The organism is Sulfitobacter sp. CW3 (assembly GCF_019392245.1).
Taxonomy (GTDB): domain Bacteria; phylum Pseudomonadota; class Alphaproteobacteria; order Rhodobacterales; family Rhodobacteraceae; genus Sulfitobacter.
In genome coordinates, this window is record NZ_JAHXRL010000001.1 from 1 (window position 1) to 22,014 (window position 22,014).

Annotated in this window: 18 protein-coding genes and 1 riboswitch; of the genes, 10 read left to right on the forward strand and 8 right to left on the reverse strand. The window is 56.5% G+C overall.

Features of this window, described 5'->3' with window-relative positions:
* The 5 genes from KZZ06_RS00005 to rlmF all read right to left on the reverse strand — a co-directional run.
* Positions 1–1,403, reverse strand: a 1,403-nt coding sequence (locus KZZ06_RS00005) for an Ig-like domain-containing protein (protein ID WP_257884135.1), incomplete at its 3' end; no start/stop codon positions are given.
* An 841-nt stretch (positions 1,404–2,244) separates the two neighbouring features.
* Positions 2,245–2,400, reverse strand: coding sequence for a DUF4113 domain-containing protein (locus KZZ06_RS00010; protein WP_219578608.1), 156 nt, complete (start codon positions 2,398–2,400; stop codon positions 2,245–2,247).
* 309 nt (positions 2,401–2,709) lie between these two features.
* The gene (locus tag KZZ06_RS00015; protein WP_219577989.1) at positions 2,710–3,426 is read right to left on the reverse strand and encodes an LrgB family protein; all 717 of its coding nucleotides are present in this window, start codon (positions 3,424–3,426) and stop codon (positions 2,710–2,712) included.
* Positions 3,423–3,776 (reverse strand): CidA/LrgA family protein, encoded by a 354-nt coding sequence (locus KZZ06_RS00020; RefSeq protein ID WP_219577990.1) that lies wholly within the window; start codon positions 3,774–3,776, stop codon positions 3,423–3,425. Before KZZ06_RS00020 ends, KZZ06_RS00015 begins: the two co-directional genes overlap by 4 nt.
* Positions 3,777–4,152: 376 nt before the next feature.
* Positions 4,153–5,088 (reverse strand): 23S rRNA (adenine(1618)-N(6))-methyltransferase RlmF, encoded by a 936-nt coding sequence (gene rlmF, locus KZZ06_RS00025; protein WP_219577991.1) that lies wholly within the window; start codon positions 5,086–5,088, stop codon positions 4,153–4,155.
* Between the two features lie 188 nt (positions 5,089–5,276).
* Between rlmF and KZZ06_RS00030 the strand changes: the two genes are divergently transcribed.
* The 3 genes from KZZ06_RS00030 (at position 5,277) to bluB (ending at position 7,990) form a co-directional block, all read left to right on the forward strand.
* A complete protein-coding gene (locus KZZ06_RS00030) occupies positions 5,277–5,927 on the forward strand; it encodes a DUF1007 family protein (RefSeq protein WP_219577992.1) in 651 nt (216 codons plus the stop codon).
* The gene (locus KZZ06_RS00035) at positions 5,912–6,793 is read left to right on the forward strand and encodes a nickel/cobalt transporter (protein ID WP_219577993.1); all 882 of its coding nucleotides are present in this window, start codon (positions 5,912–5,914) and stop codon (positions 6,791–6,793) included. Before KZZ06_RS00030 ends, KZZ06_RS00035 begins: the two co-directional genes overlap by 16 nt.
* 287 nt (positions 6,794–7,080) lie before the next feature.
* A riboswitch (cobalamin riboswitch) is annotated at positions 7,081–7,260 on the forward strand.
* 49 nt (positions 7,261–7,309) lie between these two features.
* The gene (bluB, locus tag KZZ06_RS00040; protein ID WP_219577994.1) at positions 7,310–7,990 is read left to right on the forward strand and encodes a 5,6-dimethylbenzimidazole synthase; all 681 of its coding nucleotides are present in this window, start codon (positions 7,310–7,312) and stop codon (positions 7,988–7,990) included.
* Between the two features lie 269 nt (positions 7,991–8,259).
* Here bluB and KZZ06_RS00045 read toward each other — a convergent pair whose 3' ends face one another.
* Genes KZZ06_RS00045 through KZZ06_RS00055 form a run of 3 tightly spaced genes read right to left on the reverse strand, consistent with a single transcriptional unit; the run spans position 8,260 to position 11,280 of the window.
* Positions 8,260–9,117, reverse strand: coding sequence for an MBL fold metallo-hydrolase (locus tag KZZ06_RS00045; protein ID WP_219577995.1), 858 nt, complete (start codon positions 9,115–9,117; stop codon positions 8,260–8,262).
* A 10-nt stretch (positions 9,118–9,127) separates the two neighbouring features.
* Entirely contained in the window at positions 9,128–10,474 is a 1,347-nt protein-coding gene (locus KZZ06_RS00050) for an aspartate aminotransferase family protein (RefSeq protein ID WP_219577996.1), read from the reverse strand.
* On the reverse strand, positions 10,471–11,280 hold the full coding sequence (locus KZZ06_RS00055) for an IclR family transcriptional regulator (RefSeq protein ID WP_219577997.1): 810 nt from the start codon (positions 11,278–11,280) through the stop codon (positions 10,471–10,473). The genes KZZ06_RS00050 and KZZ06_RS00055 overlap by 4 nt, the downstream gene beginning before the upstream one ends.
* 118 nt (positions 11,281–11,398) lie before the next feature.
* On the opposite strand from KZZ06_RS00055, the gene KZZ06_RS00060 reads away from it, so the two are divergent.
* The 7 genes from KZZ06_RS00060 (at position 11,399) to KZZ06_RS00090 (ending at position 22,014) form a co-directional block, all read left to right on the forward strand.
* Positions 11,399–12,343 carry a tripartite tricarboxylate transporter substrate-binding protein gene (locus tag KZZ06_RS00060; protein ID WP_219577998.1) on the forward strand — a complete coding sequence of 315 codons (945 nt, stop codon included), beginning with the start codon at positions 11,399–11,401 and terminating at the stop codon, positions 12,341–12,343.
* A gap of 135 nt (positions 12,344–12,478) precedes the next feature.
* Complete coding sequence (locus KZZ06_RS00065; RefSeq protein WP_308339981.1) at positions 12,479–12,958, forward strand: tripartite tricarboxylate transporter TctB family protein; 480 nt, start codon at positions 12,479–12,481, stop codon at positions 12,956–12,958.
* 12 nt (positions 12,959–12,970) lie between these two features.
* Positions 12,971–14,488: a tripartite tricarboxylate transporter permease gene (locus KZZ06_RS00070; protein ID WP_219578000.1), complete on the forward strand. Its 1,518-nt coding sequence runs from the start codon at positions 12,971–12,973 to the stop codon at positions 14,486–14,488.
* Positions 14,489–14,494: 6 nt separating this feature from the next.
* A complete protein-coding gene (locus KZZ06_RS00075) occupies positions 14,495–15,979 on the forward strand; it encodes an aldehyde dehydrogenase (protein ID WP_219578001.1) in 1,485 nt (494 codons plus the stop codon).
* 12 nt (positions 15,980–15,991) lie between these two features.
* Entirely contained in the window at positions 15,992–17,224 is a 1,233-nt protein-coding gene (locus KZZ06_RS00080; protein ID WP_219578002.1) for a Tm-1-like ATP-binding domain-containing protein, read from the forward strand.
* A gap of 576 nt (positions 17,225–17,800) precedes the next feature.
* Entirely contained in the window at positions 17,801–18,925 is a 1,125-nt protein-coding gene (locus KZZ06_RS00085; RefSeq protein ID WP_219578003.1) for an efflux RND transporter periplasmic adaptor subunit, read from the forward strand.
* The gene (locus tag KZZ06_RS00090; RefSeq protein ID WP_219578004.1) at positions 18,922–22,014 is read left to right on the forward strand and encodes an efflux RND transporter permease subunit; all 3,093 of its coding nucleotides are present in this window, start codon (positions 18,922–18,924) and stop codon (positions 22,012–22,014) included. Before KZZ06_RS00085 ends, KZZ06_RS00090 begins: the two co-directional genes overlap by 4 nt.

Genomic DNA, 22,014 nt, shown 5'->3' on the forward strand with positions numbered 1-22,014 from the left:
GACCCCGTCAGGGTTGCCGTCGCATTGGTTAACGTCAGATCGCCAACAGCGAAATCGGTGCTGGCCTCGGACAGGGTGATCACCGCCGTTTTGGTACCGTTTGCAGCACCGGTGAACGCCCCGATGCTGACCGTCGGCGCGGTGCTGTCATAGCCGATGGTCACCTCGTTCGAGACAGCATTGGCATTGCCCGCCCCATCCGTGAAGGTGCCTGCGGCGACCGACAGCTTGACCTCGCCATCCGATGACGGCGTCAGTACGGCGGTGTAGCTGGTGCCGGAACCGCTGAGGGTGGCGGTCGCATTGGTTAACGTCAGATCGCCAACGACGAAATCGGTACTCGCCTCGGACAGGGTGATGACCGCCGTCTGATTGCCATTCGCAGAACCGGTAAAGGCCGCGATCGTTACCGTCGGGGCCGTACTGTCATAGGTGCTGCTCACCTCGTTTGAGGCCGAATTGTCATAGCCCGCTGCATCGGTAAAGGTGTTCGCAGCGACCGACAGCTTGACCTCACCATCCGACGACGGGGTCAGCACGGCAGTGTAACTGGCACCGGACCCGCTGAGCGTCGCCGTCGCATTGGTTAACGTCAGATCGCCAACGGCGAAATTGCTGCTGACCTCGGACAGGGTGATCACTGCGGTCTTGTTGCCGTTCGCCGCACCCGTAAACGCCGCGATGCTGACCGTTGGCGCGGTGGTGTCATAGGTGGTCGTCACCTCGTTCGAGACCGTGTTGCCGTTGCCCACCGCATCGGTAAAGGTACCAGCACCCACGGACAGCTTGACCTCGCCATCCGACGACGGCGTTAGCACGGCGGTATAGCTGGTACCGGAACCCGTCAGGGTCGCGGTGGCGTTGGTTAACGTCAGATCGCCAACGGCGAAATTGCTGCTGGCCTCGGACAGGGTGATCACTGCCGTTTTGTTGCTATTCACAGCCCCCGTGAAGGCCCCGATGCTGACCGTCGGCGCGGTGGTGTCACCGTCAAATTCCACTTCATTTGAGGGGACCCAAATTTCAAGCCCTTCACTGTCAGTAAAGGCCCCCTTTGGGACTGACAGTTTGACCGACCCAACCGCGGTCTGGGTCAGCACAATGGTGTAACTGCTGCCCGATCCGCTGAGCGTCGCGGTGGCGTTCGTCAGGGTCAGATCACCGACGGTGAAATCCGTGCTGTTTTCTGACAAGGTGGCGATCACGGTGTATTTTCCGCTGGCGTCTGGCCCGCTGGGGCTGCCGAGCGTTACCGTTGGTGCCGTATTGACAAGGGTTTGGTTAACCGCAACGGTCGTTGCCGTTGCCCCCCCGTCCCCCGTGATTTCGGCGAGGTAAGCGTAGCGGTTGCCGTCGGTGGCATCGCCGCCGGGGAGCTGGGTCGCTTGAAATGAAAGTTGCATGAGGCTCTGGGCGGAATAGCCCCCTGCGGCACCTTGCTGAACAAGGTTGGTGACATCAGCAAGACTGCAGTGGGTTTCTAGATTCGCAGCAGATACTGGCGGAAAAACGGTGGATATACCTCCATTAAAATAACTGGCCCCCCCTGCCGCTTGGAGTTGCGCAGAACCACTATTCAAAGGGCTAACGCGTACAGACGCCAAACCCCCACCGGTATTGTCGACGAAGGCCAACAACTCGCATTTGGTATTCAGGGTTAAACGATCGGTGAGACGCGTTGGTGCATCAAAGGCCGCTGCGGATGATGTGAGGGCAAGCAGGGTAGCGCAGATAAGGGCAAAATACCCAAGACAGGCATTGAGATGTTTCATATTCATTTTGTCCAAGTTCTTTACAGCATTCGAAATACGACCCCCAGTCAGGGGTGCCGCAGATTTCGACCGTGTTGCCCGGACTCCGATACCAGAAATAATGGCAGGAGCATTTTAGTGACGTCGGTCTGATCGCCACAGGTCTTCAAGCGAGGCGACAAAAAGCACACTTTCCCCCCGCTGTAAATGTATTGTTCATTTACCTGTACTTACGTGCTGCGCGATGTGGCAGGCGCAACGTATTTCTCTCGACCTGACAAGATGTTCGTGGTGGTCCCATGGGACCGGCTTTTCATTGGCGAAGTACGCGTAAAGCGCGCATGCGCCAATGTCTGCGGCATAACGAACAGCGCCCGCAGCCAACCTTTGCTGGCTGATGCGATGCTGTGGTGCTGTTTCACCGGCCGAGCCGTGCGTGCATCACGCCGTATCCTTGTTTCTGTATCTCCGGCAGACAAGGGGCGGTTCAGAACTACCGCCACACCTTCACCGTACGACACTCCACGCGCGTATTATTCCGTGGGCTGCGATGGTCTGCGCGGTGTTGCCACGATTGCTTTACCCCTTCGCTGGCCAGATCCATCGTCTTCTTTCCGAAGCGGTCGTTCACTTGGTCTATCGCGGCCATCAAGGCGCGGGATTTCGGGCGCAGTTGTTCTAGCAAAGCGGCTTTGTGGGGCGTGGTCGTTACACTATCGTATCGGAGTTGCCCTTGGAAAACGCGCGCCGCTCGAAAAACGGGCTGGATGTCTTAATCGACAATGCGGGCAACACCAATGTCTGCTTCGACGGGTCGCACCGCAGGAATTTAAAGTAGTCGGAAGGGCCTGCTAAGGGCCGGAAGCGTACCTAATAAAAGCGGCTCTTCAAGTATCAGCCGTTTGCCAAGCACCTGACGCGAAGCCGCACTCCTCCCGAGTACTGCACTGTAGCGCTTTCAAACCAGCCAGCGGACCAGCAGCGGTACGATCAGGCTTGTCAGAAGAGCGTTTAGTGCCATGGCGATGCCGGCATAGGCCCCGGCCACAGGGTTTACCTGAAACGCGCGGGCCGTCCCAATGCCATGCGCAGCGACACCGACGGCAAAGCCGCGCGCGCGCCAGTCGGTGATCCGCAGCACATTCATCAAAGGCGTTACCGTCACTGCCCCGATGATCCCCGTCAAAATCACCAGAACAGCTGTCAGCGCCGGAATACCTCCAATTGCTTCAGAGATGCCAAGAGCCACCGGCGCGGTCGTGGATTTGGGGGCCAAAGAGAGCAGGACTTCCATCGGCAGACCAAAGGCGCGCGCCAGCAGAATGGCCGAGCCTGCCGCGACGATCGAGCCTGCAAGCAAGGCGAGCGCGATCGGAGCGACCGAGGTCCGGATTGTGTCCCGATGATCCCAAAGCGGTAACGCCAAGGCCACCGTCGCGGGGCCGAGCAGGAAGTGAATGAATTGGGCCCCCTCGAAATAGGTGGCGTAGGTCGTCCGTGTGAGCCAGAGCACCGGCGCAATCAGAAGGACCGAAACCAGTACAGGATTGGCCCAGGGCGGATTGCCCAAATGCCGCGCCATCCCATCTGCAACCAGATAGGCGAGGATCGTTGTGGTGAGCCAAATCAGCGGTGTGGTCGCGAGATAGCTCCAGAGGGTTGCGACGTCTGTCATGAGGCCCAGCGTTCGGTTGCGTGCCGAACGCCAATAAACGTTCCAACAGCCGCCAACATGGACAGCACGGTCGAAATTGTCAGGATAGCCAGCAGTGTAATGCCGTCTTCCGACAAAACCTCGAAGTTGCCAATCACACCGACACCCGCAGGCACGAACAGGAACGACAGGTTCGCCAAGATGACCGTGGTGGTCGGCCTAAGCCGGTCGGCGAGTGTGGGTATCACGCCGAGCATCAGCACCAGCAGGGACAGACCCAGAACCGGGCCGGGTATTGCGAGGCCAAAACCCCGCACAGTTATTTCGCCCAGCAACTGGCAGCCCAAGAGAAGTCCGAGTGTCTGGAGCATAGGTTTTCTCGCCTCACGTGATAATCTAGCTCATTCTGACGCCAAACCCTTTTCAGAACCAATAGAAAAGTTGTGCTGCTAAGGCAGAACAAGAGTGATGCGCCTGTGCGCAAGTTGTCCGGGACCGTCAGGTCACCGTTGGCAGTGGCCTCAATCTATGCCGCTGATATTCAGTCTGAATGACGGCTATGGGGATGCAGTTTAATCGCATCGCTATATCTGCCAGATGGCCGGAATAGGCCGTCTCGACACATATATCCATGTCCGGTTTTCGCGGTCTGTTCCACAAACCTTCGATTTCGGACGATCCTAGTTGGCGGCACATGCAGTTATATATTCTGCATGGGAAATCGCAGCTTCTGCGTCCAACCGTTTGCTATCCGTTGTGTTTGTTAGCGCCCTTCAGAAACAAAGAACGCTGGCTTTTTTTGATGTAAGTCCAAGCAATAAAACGACTTGTTTTCTGCCCTTGTGCCATTTCGACTACTTTATAATCCGCAACTTTAGCTTTTCGTAAAATTCTATGGAGCGGATTTAGGTTGTCTTTTTTCGATACCAAAGAGCTGAACCACAGGCATTGGTCCGCGAACTCTGTGCTCTGTTCGACCATGCGGGCGATAAACTTTATCTCGCCACCCGGACACCAAAGTTCAGCGTTCTGACCGCCAAAATTAAGCTTTTTGGACTGCCCCTTGCCAAGGTTGCTCCACTTGCGCTGGGTGCCTTTAGTCGCTTTTTCGACAGAGGCATGGAAAGGCGGGTTGCACAGGGTGACGTGAAACGCATCGTGGGGTTCGATCGCGCCTCGAAAGATATTCTCGCGTATGTTTTGTTGTCTGAGGGTGATGTCCAGCTTGTTGAACTGGCAAATCTGCTGGGCCGATTTGATAGCGGCGGGATCGATGTCGGTACCAGTAAAGTGCCAGCCGTATTCACTTTGGCCAGTGAGCGGATACACCAAGCTCGCACCGGTGCCGATGTCCAACGCTTTGATGTTAGGCCCACGCGGAATTTCTTGGTCGTTGCTGCAGGCAAGCAAGTCCGCCAGATAATGGATGTAATCGACGCGACCGGGAATTGGCGGGCATAGATAATTGGCAGGGATGTCCCAAAAATCGATACCGTAGTGTGTCTTTAGCAGCGCCCGATTAAGCATACGGACCGCCCCCACGTCTTGAAAATCAATCGTGGTCTGGCCAGCAGGGTTGCTGATCGTAAACGCCTCAAGTTCAGGTGAGTCTGCCACCAAACGTACAAAGTCGTAACCATCCCGGTGCTGATTACGGGGGTGCAGCATATTTTTGGTGGCCATTGGGAAGCCTTCATTAAAGTTGGTGGAAGTCACTCGCCAGACCGCGCGTTGGTCATAAACCTTCATGCAGGAATAGTAAAATTAATAGGGTGTTGCACGGGGATGGCTTGGTTGCACAACCGGCCAAGTGCTGCCGATCATGCGCTAGGGCAATTGCGATGCCATGCGTCGAACGCTAATGAATGGCCATGAAAACCCTTCTGTCATCAATCCTAATCAGCGTCGCCGCCACGTCGGTCGCCGCACATCCGCATGTGTTTATTGATACGGGGTTCGAACTGGTTGTCGACGACAAGGGCCAACTGACCCATGTACGCGTCATCTGGGAATACGATGATCTTTATTCGCTGTTAATCACCGAAGACATGTCGTTGGATCAAGACGGAGACGGCATTCTGACCAAAGCCGAAATCACCCAGTTGACCGGCTTTGACATGAACTGGATCGACGGGTTCAATGGCGACCTTGTCATAGAAAACGCGAATACCAGCGTTTCACTTTCGCAACCCCAAGAGATCACAGCCAGCTTTGCTGACGGGCGTATCACCACCACTCACCTGCGTGCGCTTGATACCCCTGTTCCTGCGGGCGAAATTGCCGCAATCATGGCCTATGATCCCACATATTATACCGCCTACGAGGTAACCCGCCCTGTGACCGTGGTCGGGGCTGGCGGTTGTGAGGTCCGCCTGCAAGCGCCCGAAGTGAGTTCGGGCTTGATGGCGTTGCAGCAAGAGCTGGCCACGCTTGACCCGCAGATGGACCCGCAAGACGCGGGGCTGCCCGAAATCGGGGCCCAGATGGCGACCAAGGTGACTGTCACATGCGCCGCGTCGTAACGGTTATTGCAGTCTCTATCGTGCTCGGCCTTGCCGCGCTGTGGGTAACGGGGGGCTTCGATCAAATCGCGTATTGGGCGGCGGGGCAGCAAAGGGAATTCCAGAACACAATTGCCAGCGCCTTGCGGGCGGTGCGCAGCGGGCAGGCGGGTGCCATCGCGACTTTGCTGGCAGCGTGCTTTGCTTACGGGGTTGTCCACGCGGCGGGGCCGGGTCACGGCAAGGTGCTGATCGGCGGTTATGGCATGGCGCAAGGTGTATCCATGGTGCGGCTGGCGATGATTGCTCTGGCATCGTCGCTTGGGCAGGCCGTGACGGCGGTGGCATTGGTCTATGGTGGATTAACCCTGCTGGGATGGGGCCGTGAAACCATGGTGGGTATGACCGAGGCAATTATGGCACCCGTCAGCTATGGTGCGATTGCATTGGTGGGGCTTTGGCTGGTCTGGCGCGGCCTGCGTCATTTCAGGGCGGTGTCAAATCGGACCGATGACACGGTATGCGCGTCCTGCGGTCACGCGCACGGCCCCACGATTGCAGAGATCAAGAACGCGACGACCTGGCGCGAAACGCTTTTGCTGATCGGGTCGATCGCAGTGCGGCCATGTACGGGCGCATTGTTCGTTCTGATCATCACGTGGCAAATGGGGATTGCGGCACTTGGTATTTGCGGTGCATTCGCGATGGCATTTGGCACAGCAGTTATTACAGTCGCCGTTGGGATGGGCGCTGGCGCATTGCGAAATGGCGTTCTGGCAGGCGTAGCAAACTCCCCCCGCGCGATTGCGCTGTCCGCATTGGTAGAGATTACCGCTGGCGGATGCGTCGCACTCGTCGCTCTCGGCTTGCTCTTGCGCGCCATTTAAGTGGTTTTCGTATCGTTCGCAGGTCAATACGGCCCAGTGCAAGCAGGTCGAAGGGTGATATCTTGGTGTCCCTGATTGGCATCGAACCAGTAACCTTTCGTTTGGGAGAAGATGGGCGCGAATACGGCGAGACCCAACGCATGACTGCTCCTGATAGATTGTGACTAAGTTTCTTTCCGGTGTTCAGCAGGGGCAGAGTGTCGCCGTATTCGCGCGCGGATCGGGGGCCGCCTTAACGGGTCCCGCCGTTGAGAATAAATTCAGCCTTGTTCTCGAACGTTTTCCATGTGCCATTGGAGCCGTCTGGTGCCTGCTCTCGCGGGAGAATCGGGAAGCTGGTGAAAGTCCAGCACGTGCCCAACGCTGTAAAGGTGATGATCTTTGCGAATGCCACTGGAGCAATCCGGGAAGGCGCTAGGATCAGAAGAACCTCAGTCAGAAGACCGGCCAGACATTACAGTCTGTTCCACGAGGACGGTGGGGCGGGCGCTTGCTCGTATTGTTGGGGACCAAACAATGACAAACACATCCGCGCTGGCGCAGGCCGCGCCGTTTTCTGAATCCGAACGCAAAGCCGTTTACAAAGCCATCTATACCCGCCGCGATGTGCGCGATCAGTTCCTGCCCGATCCGGTGCCGGACGAGGTGTTGCTCAGATTGCTTGATGCGGCGCACCATGCGCCGTCGGTGGGCTTCATGCAGCCTTGGAATTTCATCGTCATCCGCGCCCCGGAAGACCGCGAACGGATCTGGCAGGCCTTCAGTGCCGCGAATGAAGAAGCCGCCGCCATGTTTAGCGGTGAACGTCAGTCCACGTATCGGTCACTGAAGCTGGAAGGAATCCGGAAGGCACCGGTGAACATCTGCGTGACCTGCGACCGTACGCGCGGCGGTGAGGTCGTGCTGGGCCGCACCCACAACTCAAGCATGGATCTTTACAGCACCGTCTGCGCAATACAGAATCTCTGGCTTGCCGCCCGCGCAGAAGGGATCGGTATGGGTTGGGTGAGCATTTTCCATGACGCTGATCTCAGGGATATTCTCGCGATCCCAGACCGGATCGAGATCGTCGGTTACCTGTGTCTTGGCTACGTCGAGCAGCTTTATGAACGTCCCGAACTTGAGGTCAAAGGTTGGAACCGGCGTACGCCGTTAGAAGAGATGATCTTCGATGGGAAATGGCAGGGCGACCCCTAAGGCCACTTTTCGCAGGTCGTTTACAGATGAGTGCAGGGCAGCATTGGTCAATTTGGGCCCGCATCTGTCATTCGCAGCACAAACCACCGAGGGCCCGCTGAAAGCGGATGTAAGCTGCGATTGTAAAGATTTCCTGCGCGGAGAAAGATGCAGACGGTGATGTTAAGAGACAGCCGTTCCCTTCTTGGGCGGCTGTTTCTTATGGTGACTAAAGACTAAGAAATAGGCCAAGTTTGTTGGGATTAAACGTATTTCGTAGGGGGGTCAACTCATAGGGCGATCTTCAGCCCATCCGTGCCAATGATCAGCGGGCCATCCCAATGCCCTTCCACGGCGTTTTTCCAGTCGCTCTCGCCATAATTCGGATCATCCGATGGGATGAGGTGCGACAGCGCAAGGCGTTTGACGCCCGCACGGGTCGCCGTTTTTGCAGCATCATGGGCAAACGAATGTGATTGCAGCCAGTGTTCCATCAATTTTTCGCTGCCGTTTCCGACCCGAGCCATCAATGCGGGCAGCGCGCTTTCGAGCATTGCCTCATGCACCAAGAGATCGGCATTCTTCGCGAAATCTTCCAGGCCTGCAAATGGCGCGGTGTCGCCCGAGCAAACGACGTGGACATCGTCGGTTTTAAACGAGAGCGCAAAACAATCGACCAAAGGCGGGTGCTTGCTACGAATGGCCGAAACGGTCAGTTGATCGCGCTTTAGAACGACGCCTTCATCGAACTCGTGGAACGTCACAAGCGCGCTCAAATCGGGGCGGCCTTCGTCTTCGATCCGCAGCTCAATGTCTGCTTTCATTGAGGTCAGGAAGGCGCGCCAATAGGCATCAATGCCGGGCGGCCCGTAAACGTCGACCGGTGTTTTCAGCCCCGCTGTCCAAGCAGTATGTATCAGCGCTCCGAGTTCGAGATAATGATCGGAATGCAAATGCGTGATGAAAATCAGGGACAGGTTCTTTAATTCCATGCCTTGATCCACCAGCCCTTTGGTGACGCCCAGCCCGCAATCCACAACGATCTGTTCGCCGCTCAGAACATAAAGGTTCGATGTCGGCATCGAAGATCCGGGGCGGATGGCAGGGCCGCCTTTCGTTCCTAGCAAGACCACATAGTTGTCTGACATTGTTTTTCCTTTAGACTTGCGCAAAACCGGCGTCGAGCGCGGTCAAGATCGTGTTTGTGTCCTGCTCGGTCAAGACAAGCGGTGGTGACAAAATGAGGTTTGGACCTGATACCCGAACCATCGCACCCGCTGCATATGTGCCTTCGAAAACGATCGCCGTTGTGTCTGCGTCAATCGGCTTTTTTGTGGCCCGGTCACTGACCATTTCGATAGCAGTCATAAGGCCATGGCCGCCGCGTACATCACCAATGATGTCGTATTTCTCCATGAGAGATTTGCACCCCTCGAAAAGCTGCGTGCCACGTGCAGCTGCGTTTTCCACCACATTCAGGCGTTTGGTTTCTGCCAGACACGCCAGTGCCGCCGCAGCCCCGACCGGATGACCGGAATAGGTATATCCATGCGCAATCTTGGCTGATGGATTGTTTTCGAACACCTCAACCATACGATCCCCCAGCATCACAGCACCGAACGGGAAGTACCCGTTCGAAATCGCTTTCGCGGTGGCCATCATATCCGGCTTGATGCCCCACAGACGCGCACCCGACCATGCACCTGTACGACCATAAGCCGTGATCACTTCGTCCGTGATCAGGAGTATGCCGTTTTTGTTGCAAATCTCTTGTACCATTGGCGCAAAGGATTTGTGCGGCGGGATAACGCCGCCAGCGCCCAAAATCGGCTCCATGATCATAGCCGCGATTGTACCTGCACCTTGAAATGCAATTTCGTCTTCAAGGGCCTGAACACACAGGTGTGCCAACCGTTCCGGGTCCGTTTCATTAAACGGGTTCCGGTAGGTATAAGGTGCAGGAATGTGGTAACAGCCCGGCAATAGCGGTTCATACGCTGTCCGGAAATTGGAGTTCCCGTTCACAGAAGCACCGCCGATATGCGTGCCATGGTAGCCCTTTTTCAGGCTCAAGAATTTGGTGCGGCCGGCTTCTCCACGGAGCTTGTGATACTGGCGCGCCAAACGCAGGGCGGTTTCAACAGAATCCGATCCGCCAGAAGTAAAGAATGAACGGCTTAGCCCATCCGGCTCAAAGAAGTTCGCCAGCTCGTAAGACAGTTCAATCGCCGCATCGTTGGTGGTGCCGCGAAAGGTTGAATAGTAGGGCAGAGCGTCCAATTGATTTGCAATGGCATCTTTTACCGGTTGGCAAGAGTAGCCCAGGTTTACGTTCCAAAGCCCGCCCACAGCATCCACGACAGAATGCCCGTCGATATCCGTTACGCTGACACCGGCTGCACCTGTGATGATTTTGGGCGGATTGTCATGACTGTCTTTCGGTGATGTCATCGGGTGCCACATGTGACGTCCGTTGTTCTCTTTCAGGAAGTTTGAATCTTTCATGATTTCGTTTCCAGTTCATGTGATTTTGAGAGTGTCGCGGCCCATATGGCCTCGATGCGTTGGGGCGTGGTGCCACCCCATCCGCGCGTTAGGTCGCGGCTGGCGGTGATCAGGTGTTCTTGGCAATTGCGTTCAAGATCCGGCGAGAACCGCGTCGCGACACAGGCCACCGAGACCGCGCCAGCTAAATTTCCGGTTTCGTCAAAGACCGGCGCGGCGAGGCTGGATACTTCGTGCTCAAAGCTCCGGATTGTGCGCCCGAAACCGGTTTCCCTTACCGACTGAACCATCTCCTCAAGGGACTCTACCGAGTTGATTGTATGGTCGGTGAATGCTTCCAGGTTTTTCGCCGCAACGGCCATCAGTTCATCCGGGCCGAAGGCCAGTGTCGACAGCCCCGACGCCGTCGCATGAAGTGGAAACCTGTCCAGGTCGATAACAACACGGGTGCTATGCTGCGTAGATTCGCACGATGCGAGCGCAAAGACAGTCGTTCCTGACAATATCGACGCGTGCGTCGTTTCGCCCGTTTGATCGGCCAGCCTTTTCAGGATTGGAAGCGCGATTTCTTTGCGCGGGACCGTCATTTCACGTGTTTGGGCAAGCTGCAAAAGGGCAGGCCCAAGGCGGTACTGGCGGGTGAGGGGGTTCTGTTCGACAAAACCCACCTCTTCAAGCGCTTGCAGGTGACGGTGGGTCGTCGCCTTGTCCCGTTTAGCAAGCCTGCATAGCGCCGACAGCCCAATTTCCGGACTGGTTGCCGAAAAGTGCGACAGTAGTTGAAGGGTTTTTAGCGCTGATGACATTTTTCGAACCACCAATTCATCTGATTTCAGAAAAAAGTTTGACAGACTCATTTTCACAAGGCAACCTTTTTTTAAACCAATGGTTCACAATATGAACCGATAAGCAGGGAGAATGGAAATGCTGAAATTTACAAAGACGGCGACGGCGGTCGCGCTTGCCTTTGTCGCGGTTGCGGGAAGCGCTCAGGCTGAATATCCAGAAAAGCCGGTTGAGTTTGTTGTGCCTTGGCCTCCGGGTGATCTGGAAGACGTGCTGACGCGCATGATCGCCGAGGATTTTACCAAAACCTATGGGGTCGCTGCTGCGGTGGTTAACAAACCAGGCGGCGGCGGGGGCCCGTTCCCCGGTGCAATCGAAGTCGCTAACGCGCCAGCCGATGGATATACTGTCGGGTCCTTCATTATCGCTATTCCGGTCGTTGGTCCTCAACTCGGCATTCCAGAGCTGAACCCGAACCCGTTTGTGCCACTTGGGAACTTTCTGACGTACCCATTTGTGATCGCAGCGGGTGGTGATGCGCCTTATGATGATATGGCGGGTCTTGCCGAATACGCGCAAAGCAATGACGTCGTTCTGGGCCACTTCGGTGCGCCGCTTGTACCGACACAAGTGACGCTTGGTTTGGCAAAAGAACTGGGTTTCGCATACGCATCTGATGCGGCCTTTGACGCGCTTGATTGCAATACGCTTGCGTCCGGCGATGTTGACGTCATCAACACGACTTTGCAGCTGATCCTGCCATGTCTGGACGACGTCAAAGTACTAGCCTCCATCGGGTCCGAGCGTATTTCCCTAACTCCGGACACGCCAACAGTCACTGAACTTGCACCGAACCTTGATGTCGCGTTGTGGAACGGTCTTTTCGTTCACAAAGATACGCCACAGGACGTGCGCGACAAAATTATCGCGGTCGCCGAAAGAACGGTCATGTCCGAGCGCGCCCAGACCCTTGCCGCTGAAACAGGTGCGCTTGTTTACTGGCAAGATGCTGATGCTGTGAATGCCCAAATCGAACAAGACATTCAGACGCTTGGCACCATCGATACGCTTCTCTCCGAGTAGGGCTATCCACTGGAAAATGGACCGGGCAGCGCTGCTGCCCGGTCTTTGGCTCGAACACCAAAGCGGAGCACGACATTGACCAACTCAAAGACACTCAAGTCTCTGTTTAAAAGGTACCGCAGACCAGGTGATATTGTGTTCGCGTGGTTCTGTCTGATTTGCTCGGTTTTTCTGTTGAGCCAAATCTACGATCAGACGGCCTATAAGGCAGGGGCCAAGCTGTTTGCGCAGTCACGCTTTTGGCCCGCGGTCTCGCTGTGCCTCATGGCTGGCTTTGCAGTCCTGCATCTTCTGGGGTCCGCTTTCTCACAGCGCATCGAAGGTCGCTGGCGCGAGGTTTGGCTTTGGGTCTCATCGCTTGAATATGCGGGTTGGTTCATGGCGTACGCCTGTGCTGTGCCCTATGCGGGGTATTTGCCCACCACAATTCTGTTTGCCGTCCTGCTTGCGCTGCGGGCCGGATATCGCAGCGCCAAGATGTTGCTTGCCGCTGCTGGCAGCGCTCTGTTCACCGTTTTACTGTTCAAGACCTTGCTGAAAGTGAACTTACCGTCGGGCCTTATTTACGAGCAACTGCCCGATGGCCTGCGCCAATTCATGCTGACATATTTTTAGTAGGACCACACAATGGAGAATATTTTAGCAGGTGCCGAAATGCTGGCGCGGTGGGATGTCATTGTTGCCTTGTTGATCGGGTCGATTGGCGGCGTGATCATTGGCGCAATTCCGGGCGTTGGCCCCGCAGTTGCAATTGCGATCTTGCTGCCCGCGACATTTGGTTTGGACCCGATTGTTGGCCTTACGATGCTCTTGGGGATTTACGGATCGTCGATGTACGGGGGGGCGATACCTGCTGTTCTTATCAATACACCCGGCACAGCGGTAAATGCGCTGACGTCTTACGACGGATACCCGATGACGAAAAACGGCGAGGCCCACCGCGCCGTATCCTTGTCCTATAGCGCGTCCTTTTTTGGGGGCATTTTCGGCATTGTGTGCTTGATTTTGCTGTCGCCCGTACTTGCCATCGTGGCACCGATGTTCGGCAGCCGCGAAATATTCTTGGCGGCGCTTTTGGGCATCATACTTGTCGTCTTGGCGCACCGAGGGCAGATCATGGCAGCGGGTATGCTGGCGATGTTTGGGGTATTCCTGCAAACCATCGGGCTTGATGCTGTGACCTACACGCAGCGCTATACCTTTAGTCAGTCGTTCTTGTCTTCGGGGATTAACCTGATCGTTGTTGTGCTGGGATTATTTGCACTAAGTCAGGCATTTTTCCTGCTGACGGCACCGGATAGCAGCCCGGACGCAAAGCCCGTAACCGGCAAGCTGGGCGTAGGTTTCAAAGAACTGATGAAGCACAAGCGCGTCGCGACCGTCGCGTCGAGCTTTGGTGTCATCCTTGGCATGATCCCTGGAACCGGTGAATTCACCGCCCAGTTCATGAGCTATACCTATGCTCAGAAAACCTCGAAAGAGCCTGAAATGTTCGGCAAGGGTTCGCCCGAAGGGTTGATCGCATCCGAAGCGGCAAACAACGCTGTGCCCGCCGCCGCGATGATACCGCTTTTGGCATTGGGCATTCCGGGAGAAGCGTTAACGGCCATGATGCTGTCAGTCTTCTATGTGCATAACGTCATTCCCGGCCCGCAGTTGTTCCAGAACAACATCGATCTCGTTTACGGCCTGTATTTCTCACTGATTGCGTTGAATGTGATCGTGATGATTTTTCTGCTGTTCTCTACGAACTTGCTGACCAAGATCATTCGCATTCCCACCCGTTTCTTGGGCGTAATGATCCTGATCTTGTCATTCGTCGGGGTCTATTCACTGCGCAATTCACTGACCGACGTGATTATTTCGGCGGTATTCGGTGTCTTTGGGCTGGTCCTGAAACGATTGAACCTGCCGATTGTTCCGATCATCCTTGGCATGGTTCTTGGCGGTATTATGGAAACCAAGCTGCGGTCAGCCTTGCCGCGCCTCAAATCACCAATGGATATGATCGACCGTCCGATCGCCTTCATTATCTTTGTTCTGATCCTTCTTGTGATTGGCCTGCATATTCGCACGTTGGTCAAAGAATACCGCGCTTATCAGCCGGATGAGGATCACGATCTTCACGACACACAATCACGGTAAAGCATAATGAATCAGGATCAAATCAACGCGCTGCGTCGCATGCCGGTCGCACCACGCGGGCATCTTATCGATGGCAAATCCGTGGCTGCGTCAGACGGGGCGACACTGGATGTGCTGTCTCCGATTGATGGCAGTGTTCTGACACAGATTGCACGCGGGACCGCAGCCGATATGGAAGCCGCAATTGCATCAGCGCGGGCAAGTTTTGAGGATGGGCGTTGGTCCGGCCAGCCGCCTGCTGCGCGCAAGAAGGTGCTTTTGAAATGGGCAGATCTGATCGACGCAAACGCGCTTGAGCTGGCGGTTCTGGGCGTGCGCGACAATGGCACCGAAATCAGCATGGCGATCAAGGCTGAACCGGGGTCTGCGGCGGCTACCATTCGCTATTACGCGGAAGCGCTGGATAAAATCTACGGAGAGATTGCGCCGACGACCTCCGATATTCTGGGGCTGATCCACAAAGAACCCGTTGGCGTCGTGGGCGCAATCATCCCTTGGAACTTCCCCCTCATGATTGGCGCTTGGAAGCTTGGTCCGGCGTTGGCCATGGGCAATTCGGTCGTCTTGAAACCGGCAGAAACAGCCTCGTTGTCATTGATGCGGATGGCTGAACTGGCGCTTGAAGCGGGGCTACCTTCGGGTGTGCTGAACGCGGTGACCGGCGAAGGCGCGGTTGTCGGCGAGGCGATGGGCCTGTCCATGGACGTCGATGTTCTGGTCTTCACGGGCTCGGGCGGCACGGGGCGACGGCTGATGGAATACGCGGCGCGGTCGAATATGAAGCGCGTTTACCTCGAATTGGGCGGCAAATCTCCCAACATCATCTTTGCGGATGCTCCGAATTTGGACGAAGCGGCGACCGTGGCTGCCGCCGGTATTTTCCGCAATGCAGGGCAGGTTTGTGTCGCAGGGTCGCGTTTGCTGGTCGAGGCACCGATCCACGATGATTTTGTTGCTGCCGTTGTGAAAGCCGCAGAAGCCATGCGTGTTGGGGATCCGCTGGACATGAACACAACGATAGGGGCGGTGAATTCCGAAACCCAGCTGGCAGCGAACCTAGGTTTTGTTGAAACGGCCAAGTCCGAAGGCGGTAACGTCGTGACAGGCGGTGGACGTATTCTGCAGGACACGGGCGGTTACTATATGGCTCCGACGATTGTGACAGGGGTCACTCGGGATGCGACACTCACCCAAAAGGAAGTCTTTGGACCGGTATTGGGCGTGACCTCGTTTGAAGGTGAAGCAGAGGCCGTGCAGCTTGCCAATGCGACGGTGTATGGTTTGGCTGGCGGCGTCTGGACCAGCAACCTTAGCCGTGCGCACCGCATGATAAAGGCGATCCGGACAGGGGTTGTTCACGTCAATACTTATGGTGGTCCGGACGTGACTGTTCCGCTTGGCGGGGTCGGTCAATCAGGTAACGGACATGACAAATCGCTTCATGCGATTGAGAAATACACCAACCTCAAGACCGCCTGGATCAAGCTTTAAGGAGTACGCCTTATGTCTGGTAAAACGATCCTCATTATCGGAACCTACGACACAAAAGACGATGAACTGGGCTACTTGGCGGATGTAATTCGCAAGCAAGGCGGTCAAGTTGTCACGATGGACGTGTCGGTGCTGGGCGACCCGACGACGCCTGCCAATTATTCGAAACATGTGGTCGCCGAAGAGGGCGGCAGTAGTATTGCTGCAGCCATCGCGACGAAAAACGAAAACCGGGCGATGCAGATCATGGCCGAGGGTGCGGCGCTTTTGACCGCGCGACTTTGTGCCGAGGCGCGCTTTGACGGGATGTTGGTCTTGGGTGGATCGATGGGAACCGATCTGGCGCTGGATGTGACGGCCGCGTTGCCGCTGGGGGTCCCGAAATACATCGTGTCGACGGTTTCATTCTCGCCCCTCATTCCGCCCGAACGCCTTGCGGCGGATGTGCAAATGATCCTTTGGGCCGGCGGGCTGTACGGATTGAACGGAATTTGCAAAGCATCGCTAAGCCAAGCGGCCGGAGCTGTTTTGGGCGCGGCCAATGCGGTTGAAAAACCGGACCCGGCCAAACCGATGATCGGCATGACGTCTCTGGGCAAAACGGCACTTCGGTACATGGTTTTCTTAAAACCAGCCCTTGAAGAACGCGGATACGAGGTCGCTGTTTTTCATGCGACAGGTATGGGTGGCCGCGCCTTTGAAAGTCTCGCATCGCAAGGCGCGTTTGCCTGTGTGTTCGACTTTTGCACCCAAGAGCTTGGCAACCACATTCACGGCTCGAATATTTCGGCGGGCGAGGACCGGTTGACCAATGCAGGACAGAATGGGACCCCGCAGATTGTGTCCGGCGGTTGTTACGATTTGGTCGATATTGTTGGCTGGCAGGGCGTTCCAGACAAATGGGCAGATCACCCGACCCATGCACATAACCGACTGATCACATCGGTTGTCCTTAACAACGACGAACGGCGCGCGGTTGCACGTGCGCATTCCCGGCAACTCGCGGCGGCCAACGGGCCGGTGGCGTTTATATTTCCAGAACATGGATGTGGTGAATGGGATCGCGAAGGCGCAGACCTCCACGATCAGGACGGTCTTGATGCCTTTATGGCTGAACTTCGCGACACATTACCTGCAAATGTGGAAAGGCATACTGTTGATGCCCACATCAACGACGCGGTTTTTGCGACAAAGGCGCTTGCCATCTTTGACGATTGGCGCGCGCAAGGGCTGGTCAAAGGCTGAGACGTCGCGCGAAAGGGCGTCAACGCCCTTCAACGTTTAGCCTGAAACAAAGATGTTGCTGCAAACGGTCGGGACTGACGACAACGTGACGGTGAGTGATAATGCGCGCGGTGGCGGGTATCAGGGGGCGGCTACGTGAAGTGGCTTGAGTTCCCGCAGGCAGAGGCCGTTTTTACCACTCCTCCGGTCTTGGGCGAAATCGCCAGCGACCCATAATGGGACCGCCGTCCATTTCGCGTCCATTTCAAAAATATTGCAACGAAGGCGACGGAAAACCCACCGGTCCCCGTATCAGCAATGACACATACAACAGGAAGTAATCTCTCATTAACAAACTAGCAGACAGTCCAGACCGGTTTGGTCTCTTGGGCCGGGCGTTTCATTGGAACTTGGACCGATGGAACGTGGGCCCCTCGGGCTGTCAGTGCGTTGACATATCGCTGTGGACATTGCGTGGCACCGCCTCATCTTACGGGATGAAAAGCGGTTGCACATGGCGTGGCACATCGGGCCGGACCAAAGATTATTCGCAAATACGTCCCCAAGGACACTGAGGCTACAGGAGCTAAGAAACCTTTGAATAAGTTGACTGTTACCATCCTTTCGTTGGGCGTCCTCGCGGGTGCTTACGGCGTCGCGTTCGGCGTGCCAGACCAGATCGCACAGTTGTGGGGGAATGCGCAGGTCGAGAGTGCCGCCGCGCCGCAGGGGGCAAGCATGGGGCCACGTGGGCAAAGCAGGTCAACCACCGTCGTTCTGGCTCCGTTGGAGAAACGGGCATACACGCTGGTTCTGCGCACCGTGGGCAGTGCCGTTTCTTTGCGCCGCGCCAATGTGATTGCGACCGAAGCGGGCGAGGTCGTCCAAGCCGCACCGCATGCGAATAAACTGGTCGAAAAGGGCGATGTGATCTTGCGCCTTGATGATCGGACCGAACGTCTGGATCTTGAAATTGCACAGGCGAACCGTGATCAGGCGCAGGCCACTGTGTCGCGGTATCGCGGGCTTCGCAACAACGGCAATGCTGTTGTCACCGACGTTGCCCTGTCAGAGGCTGAAGTCGCGCTTAGGCTGGCCGAGGCCAATGTAGGCTTGGCCGAGGTTGCATTGGAAGACCGGAAGATCTTGGCACCGATTTCGGGACGCCTTGGCCTAAGTGATATTCATGTCGGTGACCGTCTTTCCAGCGGCGATGCAATCGTGACGATTGACGATTCCACCACCCTGTTGGCGACATTCGAGGTGCCGGAACGATCCATCGGGTTGCTGGCCGAAGGCAAGCCGGTTTTCGTATCAACGCCGACCTATGTCGGGCGCATCTTCGAGGGTAGCGTCACCGCCTTTGACAGCCGCCTTGATAGCGTGACCCGCAGCGCGACCGTCGAAGCCGAGATCGACAATTCCGAGGGTTTGCTGTTGTCCGGCATGACATTTACGACCCGCATGACCGAAGAAACCGATCCTTTGCCCGTGGTGCCCGCCACCGCGATCACATGGGACCGCAGCGGCGCGGGCATTTGGATCGAGGACAACGGGCAGGTCAGTCGTGTTTCTGTCACCATCAGGTATCGGGACGGTAATCAGGTCTGGGTTGAAACGGACGCCCCCGACGGGTCGCAAATCGTAACCGAAGGGGCGGCCAAGCTGCGCGAAGGCTCAAAAGTAGGAACCGCGCAATCCAAAGAAGGTCAAACAGGATGAGCTTCGAAAAGAGAGCGCATAAAGCGGGCTTTGCAGACATATTCGTCGCGCGGCCGATTTTCGGAATTGTTCTGAACCTGCTGATCATTATCGCGGGTCTTGCGGCGCTAAGCAGCGTTGATATCCGCGAAATGCCCGATGTGGATCAGCCCGTCCTGTCGGTACGGACAACCTACGAAGGCGCTGTCTCAAGCACGGTGGATACTGAGATCACACAGGTTCTTGAGGATGCATTGAGCGCCCTTGAGGGCATGTCCAACATTGAATCGACGTCCAGCACCGGATCAAGCAGGATCACGGTTGATCTGTCCGACGGCACTGATGTGGACGTCGCCGCCAACGAGGCGCGTGAAATCATTTCCAGCACGGTGCGATCGCTTCCCGACGACATAGACACGCCGACCGTCACCAAAAGCGACAGCAACGCGGACGCGATTATCCGCCTTGCACTGTTGGGCAACGCCAGCTTTGACGCGCTTACCAAGCTTGCCGAAGGCGTGGTTTATGAAAGACTGTCGCTGATTGATGGCATCGCCGAAGTCACGGTGCGCGGCAACCGCGCGAATGAATTCCGCGTGGCGTTGAACATGCCGTCCTTGCTAAGCCGTGGGTTGACCATATTTGATGTCTCAACCGCGCTAAAGCAACTGCGCGATGACACTGCCCTGGGCTCGCTTTCGGCTGAATCCCAAACCCTCGCTTTGCGGGTGGGAAATGACGAAGTTACGGTCGAGGCCATCAACCAGCTGCCTGTCAACGACACCACGCAAGTGGCTGATATTGCATTCGTTCAACTGATCCCCGAGGATGCGAGCGTGTACACGCGAGTGAATGGCGAAACCGCCGTCAGTCTTGATATTACGCGGCAATCCGTCGGTAACACGCTCGAGATTTCCCGTGATGTGACCGTCGCGGTCGAGGAACTGCGCAGCCAGCTGCCGGAGGGGGTGCAACTGCTGATCACGTCAAACGACGGCATCTTTATCGAAGGGTCTATCAACGAGGTCGTGAAATCCATTCTGATGGCCACGGCGATTGTGGTCGCCGTGATTTTCCTGTTTCTGCGCTCTCCACGGGCGACGCTAATTCCCGCGATTACGATTCCCGTGGCGCTGATCGGTACGCTTGCCGCGATTTGGCTGACCGGATTTTCGGTCAATACCATCAGCCTGCTGGCGTTGGTCCTGGCGACCGGGATGGTGGTGGATGACGCAATTGTTGTGATCGAAAACATCGTGCGTAAACGCAAGTCTGGGATGGGGGCATTTGCCGCTGCGGCCGCTGGGACAAACGAAGTTTTCTTTGCCGTTATTTCGACGACTGCGACACTTGCCGCTGTGTTCATCCCGATTTCGTTCCTGCCCGGTCAAGCGGGCGGCGTGTTTTCGGAATTCGGGTTTGTGTTGGCATTTGCAGTCACGTTGTCGTCGATCACGGCCCTTACGCTTGCGCCGGTGCTGGCGGCATTGCTGGACCCGGGGAAATCACAGATCGAAACCGAAACCAGCCAGCCGAGCGCGCTTGCGCGGGGCTTTGACAGGGTGATGGATTTCGGCATTCGCACCCCAATCATCGTTCTGGCAGTCGCCGTCGGCTTTGCCTTGATCGCTGTGGGCGCGGCAATGACGCTGCCGTCGACGGTAACGCCGGACGAAGACCGCGGTTTCTTTCTTGTGCAAGCGCGGGGCGCGTCGGACACCACGGTTGAATACCTAGATACGCAAGTCTTGTTGATCGAGGATATCCTCGCACCCTATGTGGAGAACGGACAGATCGCAGCGGTGCAAAGCATTATCGGTGTCGGCGGTGGCACCAGCGCCTTTATCGTTGTGCGCTTGCCCGACTGGGCCGAGCGCGATTTCACCCAGCAAGAGCTGATCGCACAAATCAACGGCCAGCTGTCATCGGTTCCCGGTGTGCAGGTCAGTGCGCGATCCACCAACAGCCTGAATATTCGCGGGGCAGGTAGCGGGTTGGGCTTTGCCGTGACGGGCATCAATCTTGCAAAAATGACCGAAGAGGTCGAGCGCCTTATCGCGGCGATGTCCCAGAACGACGCGTTCGTGAACCCGCAACTGTCAAACGACAGCGTGAATGCCCAACTCGAAGTAACCGTAGACACCAGTGCTGCCAGCATCATGGGCTTGGACAGCTCGGATGTCACAAGCCTTGTGGGGGCTTTGGTGCAGGGCGACGTCGCCGTTAGTGTATTTTCCGATGACGTGGAGATAGATGTGAATGTCGTTCCGGGCGGGCCGCCTATCGACGACCCATCCGACATCGCGTCGATGTCCATTCGGCTCGATAGTGGTGCCTACGTCCCACTCTCGGCTGTTGCGTCTTTGAAAACGGTTGTCAGCGATGCACAGATCGCGCGTCTTGGCGGTGCATTGGCCGTTTCCCTACAAGCGAATTTGGGCGAGGGGGTCGATCTGTCCACGGCAATGGATCAGCTTTTGGTGATTGCGGAAGAGGTTCTGCCCGATGGTATGGGCATCATCTTTACCGGAGAAGCCGCAACGCTGGACGACTCTGCGGCTGGTATGTACGCCGTCTTTGCTGTTGCCTTGATCGTCGTCCTGTTGGTGCTGTCGGCGCAGTTTGAAAGCTTCGTCAGTGCGGTTGTGATCATGCTGACCGTACCTTTCGGGCTTGCCGCTGCGGTGTTGGCGATTTCGATTACAGGCGGGTCGCTTAACTATTATAGCCAGATCGGGCTGGTGATGCTGATCGGGGTAATGGCCAAAAACGGTATCCTGATTGTCGAGTTCGCGAACCAGCTGCGCGAAGAAGGCGAGGACATCGATAGCGCCATCCGCAACGCTTTGCGTCTGCGCATCCGGCCCGTAATGATGACGATGGTCTCGACGGTCTTTGGCGGCTTGCCCCTGATCCTTACGTCGGGTGCCGGGGCCGAGGCGCGCATCGCCGTGGGGTGGGTGATCGTGGGCGGCTTGGGCTTTGCGACAGTGTTCACGCTGTTTCTGACGCCCATATTCTATCGGTGGATCGCTGTTTGGGGGGCCGCGCCGGGGTCAGCCGCGAAACGGCTTTCGACCGAAGTCGCCGGAATGAGAGGTGCCGCGTGA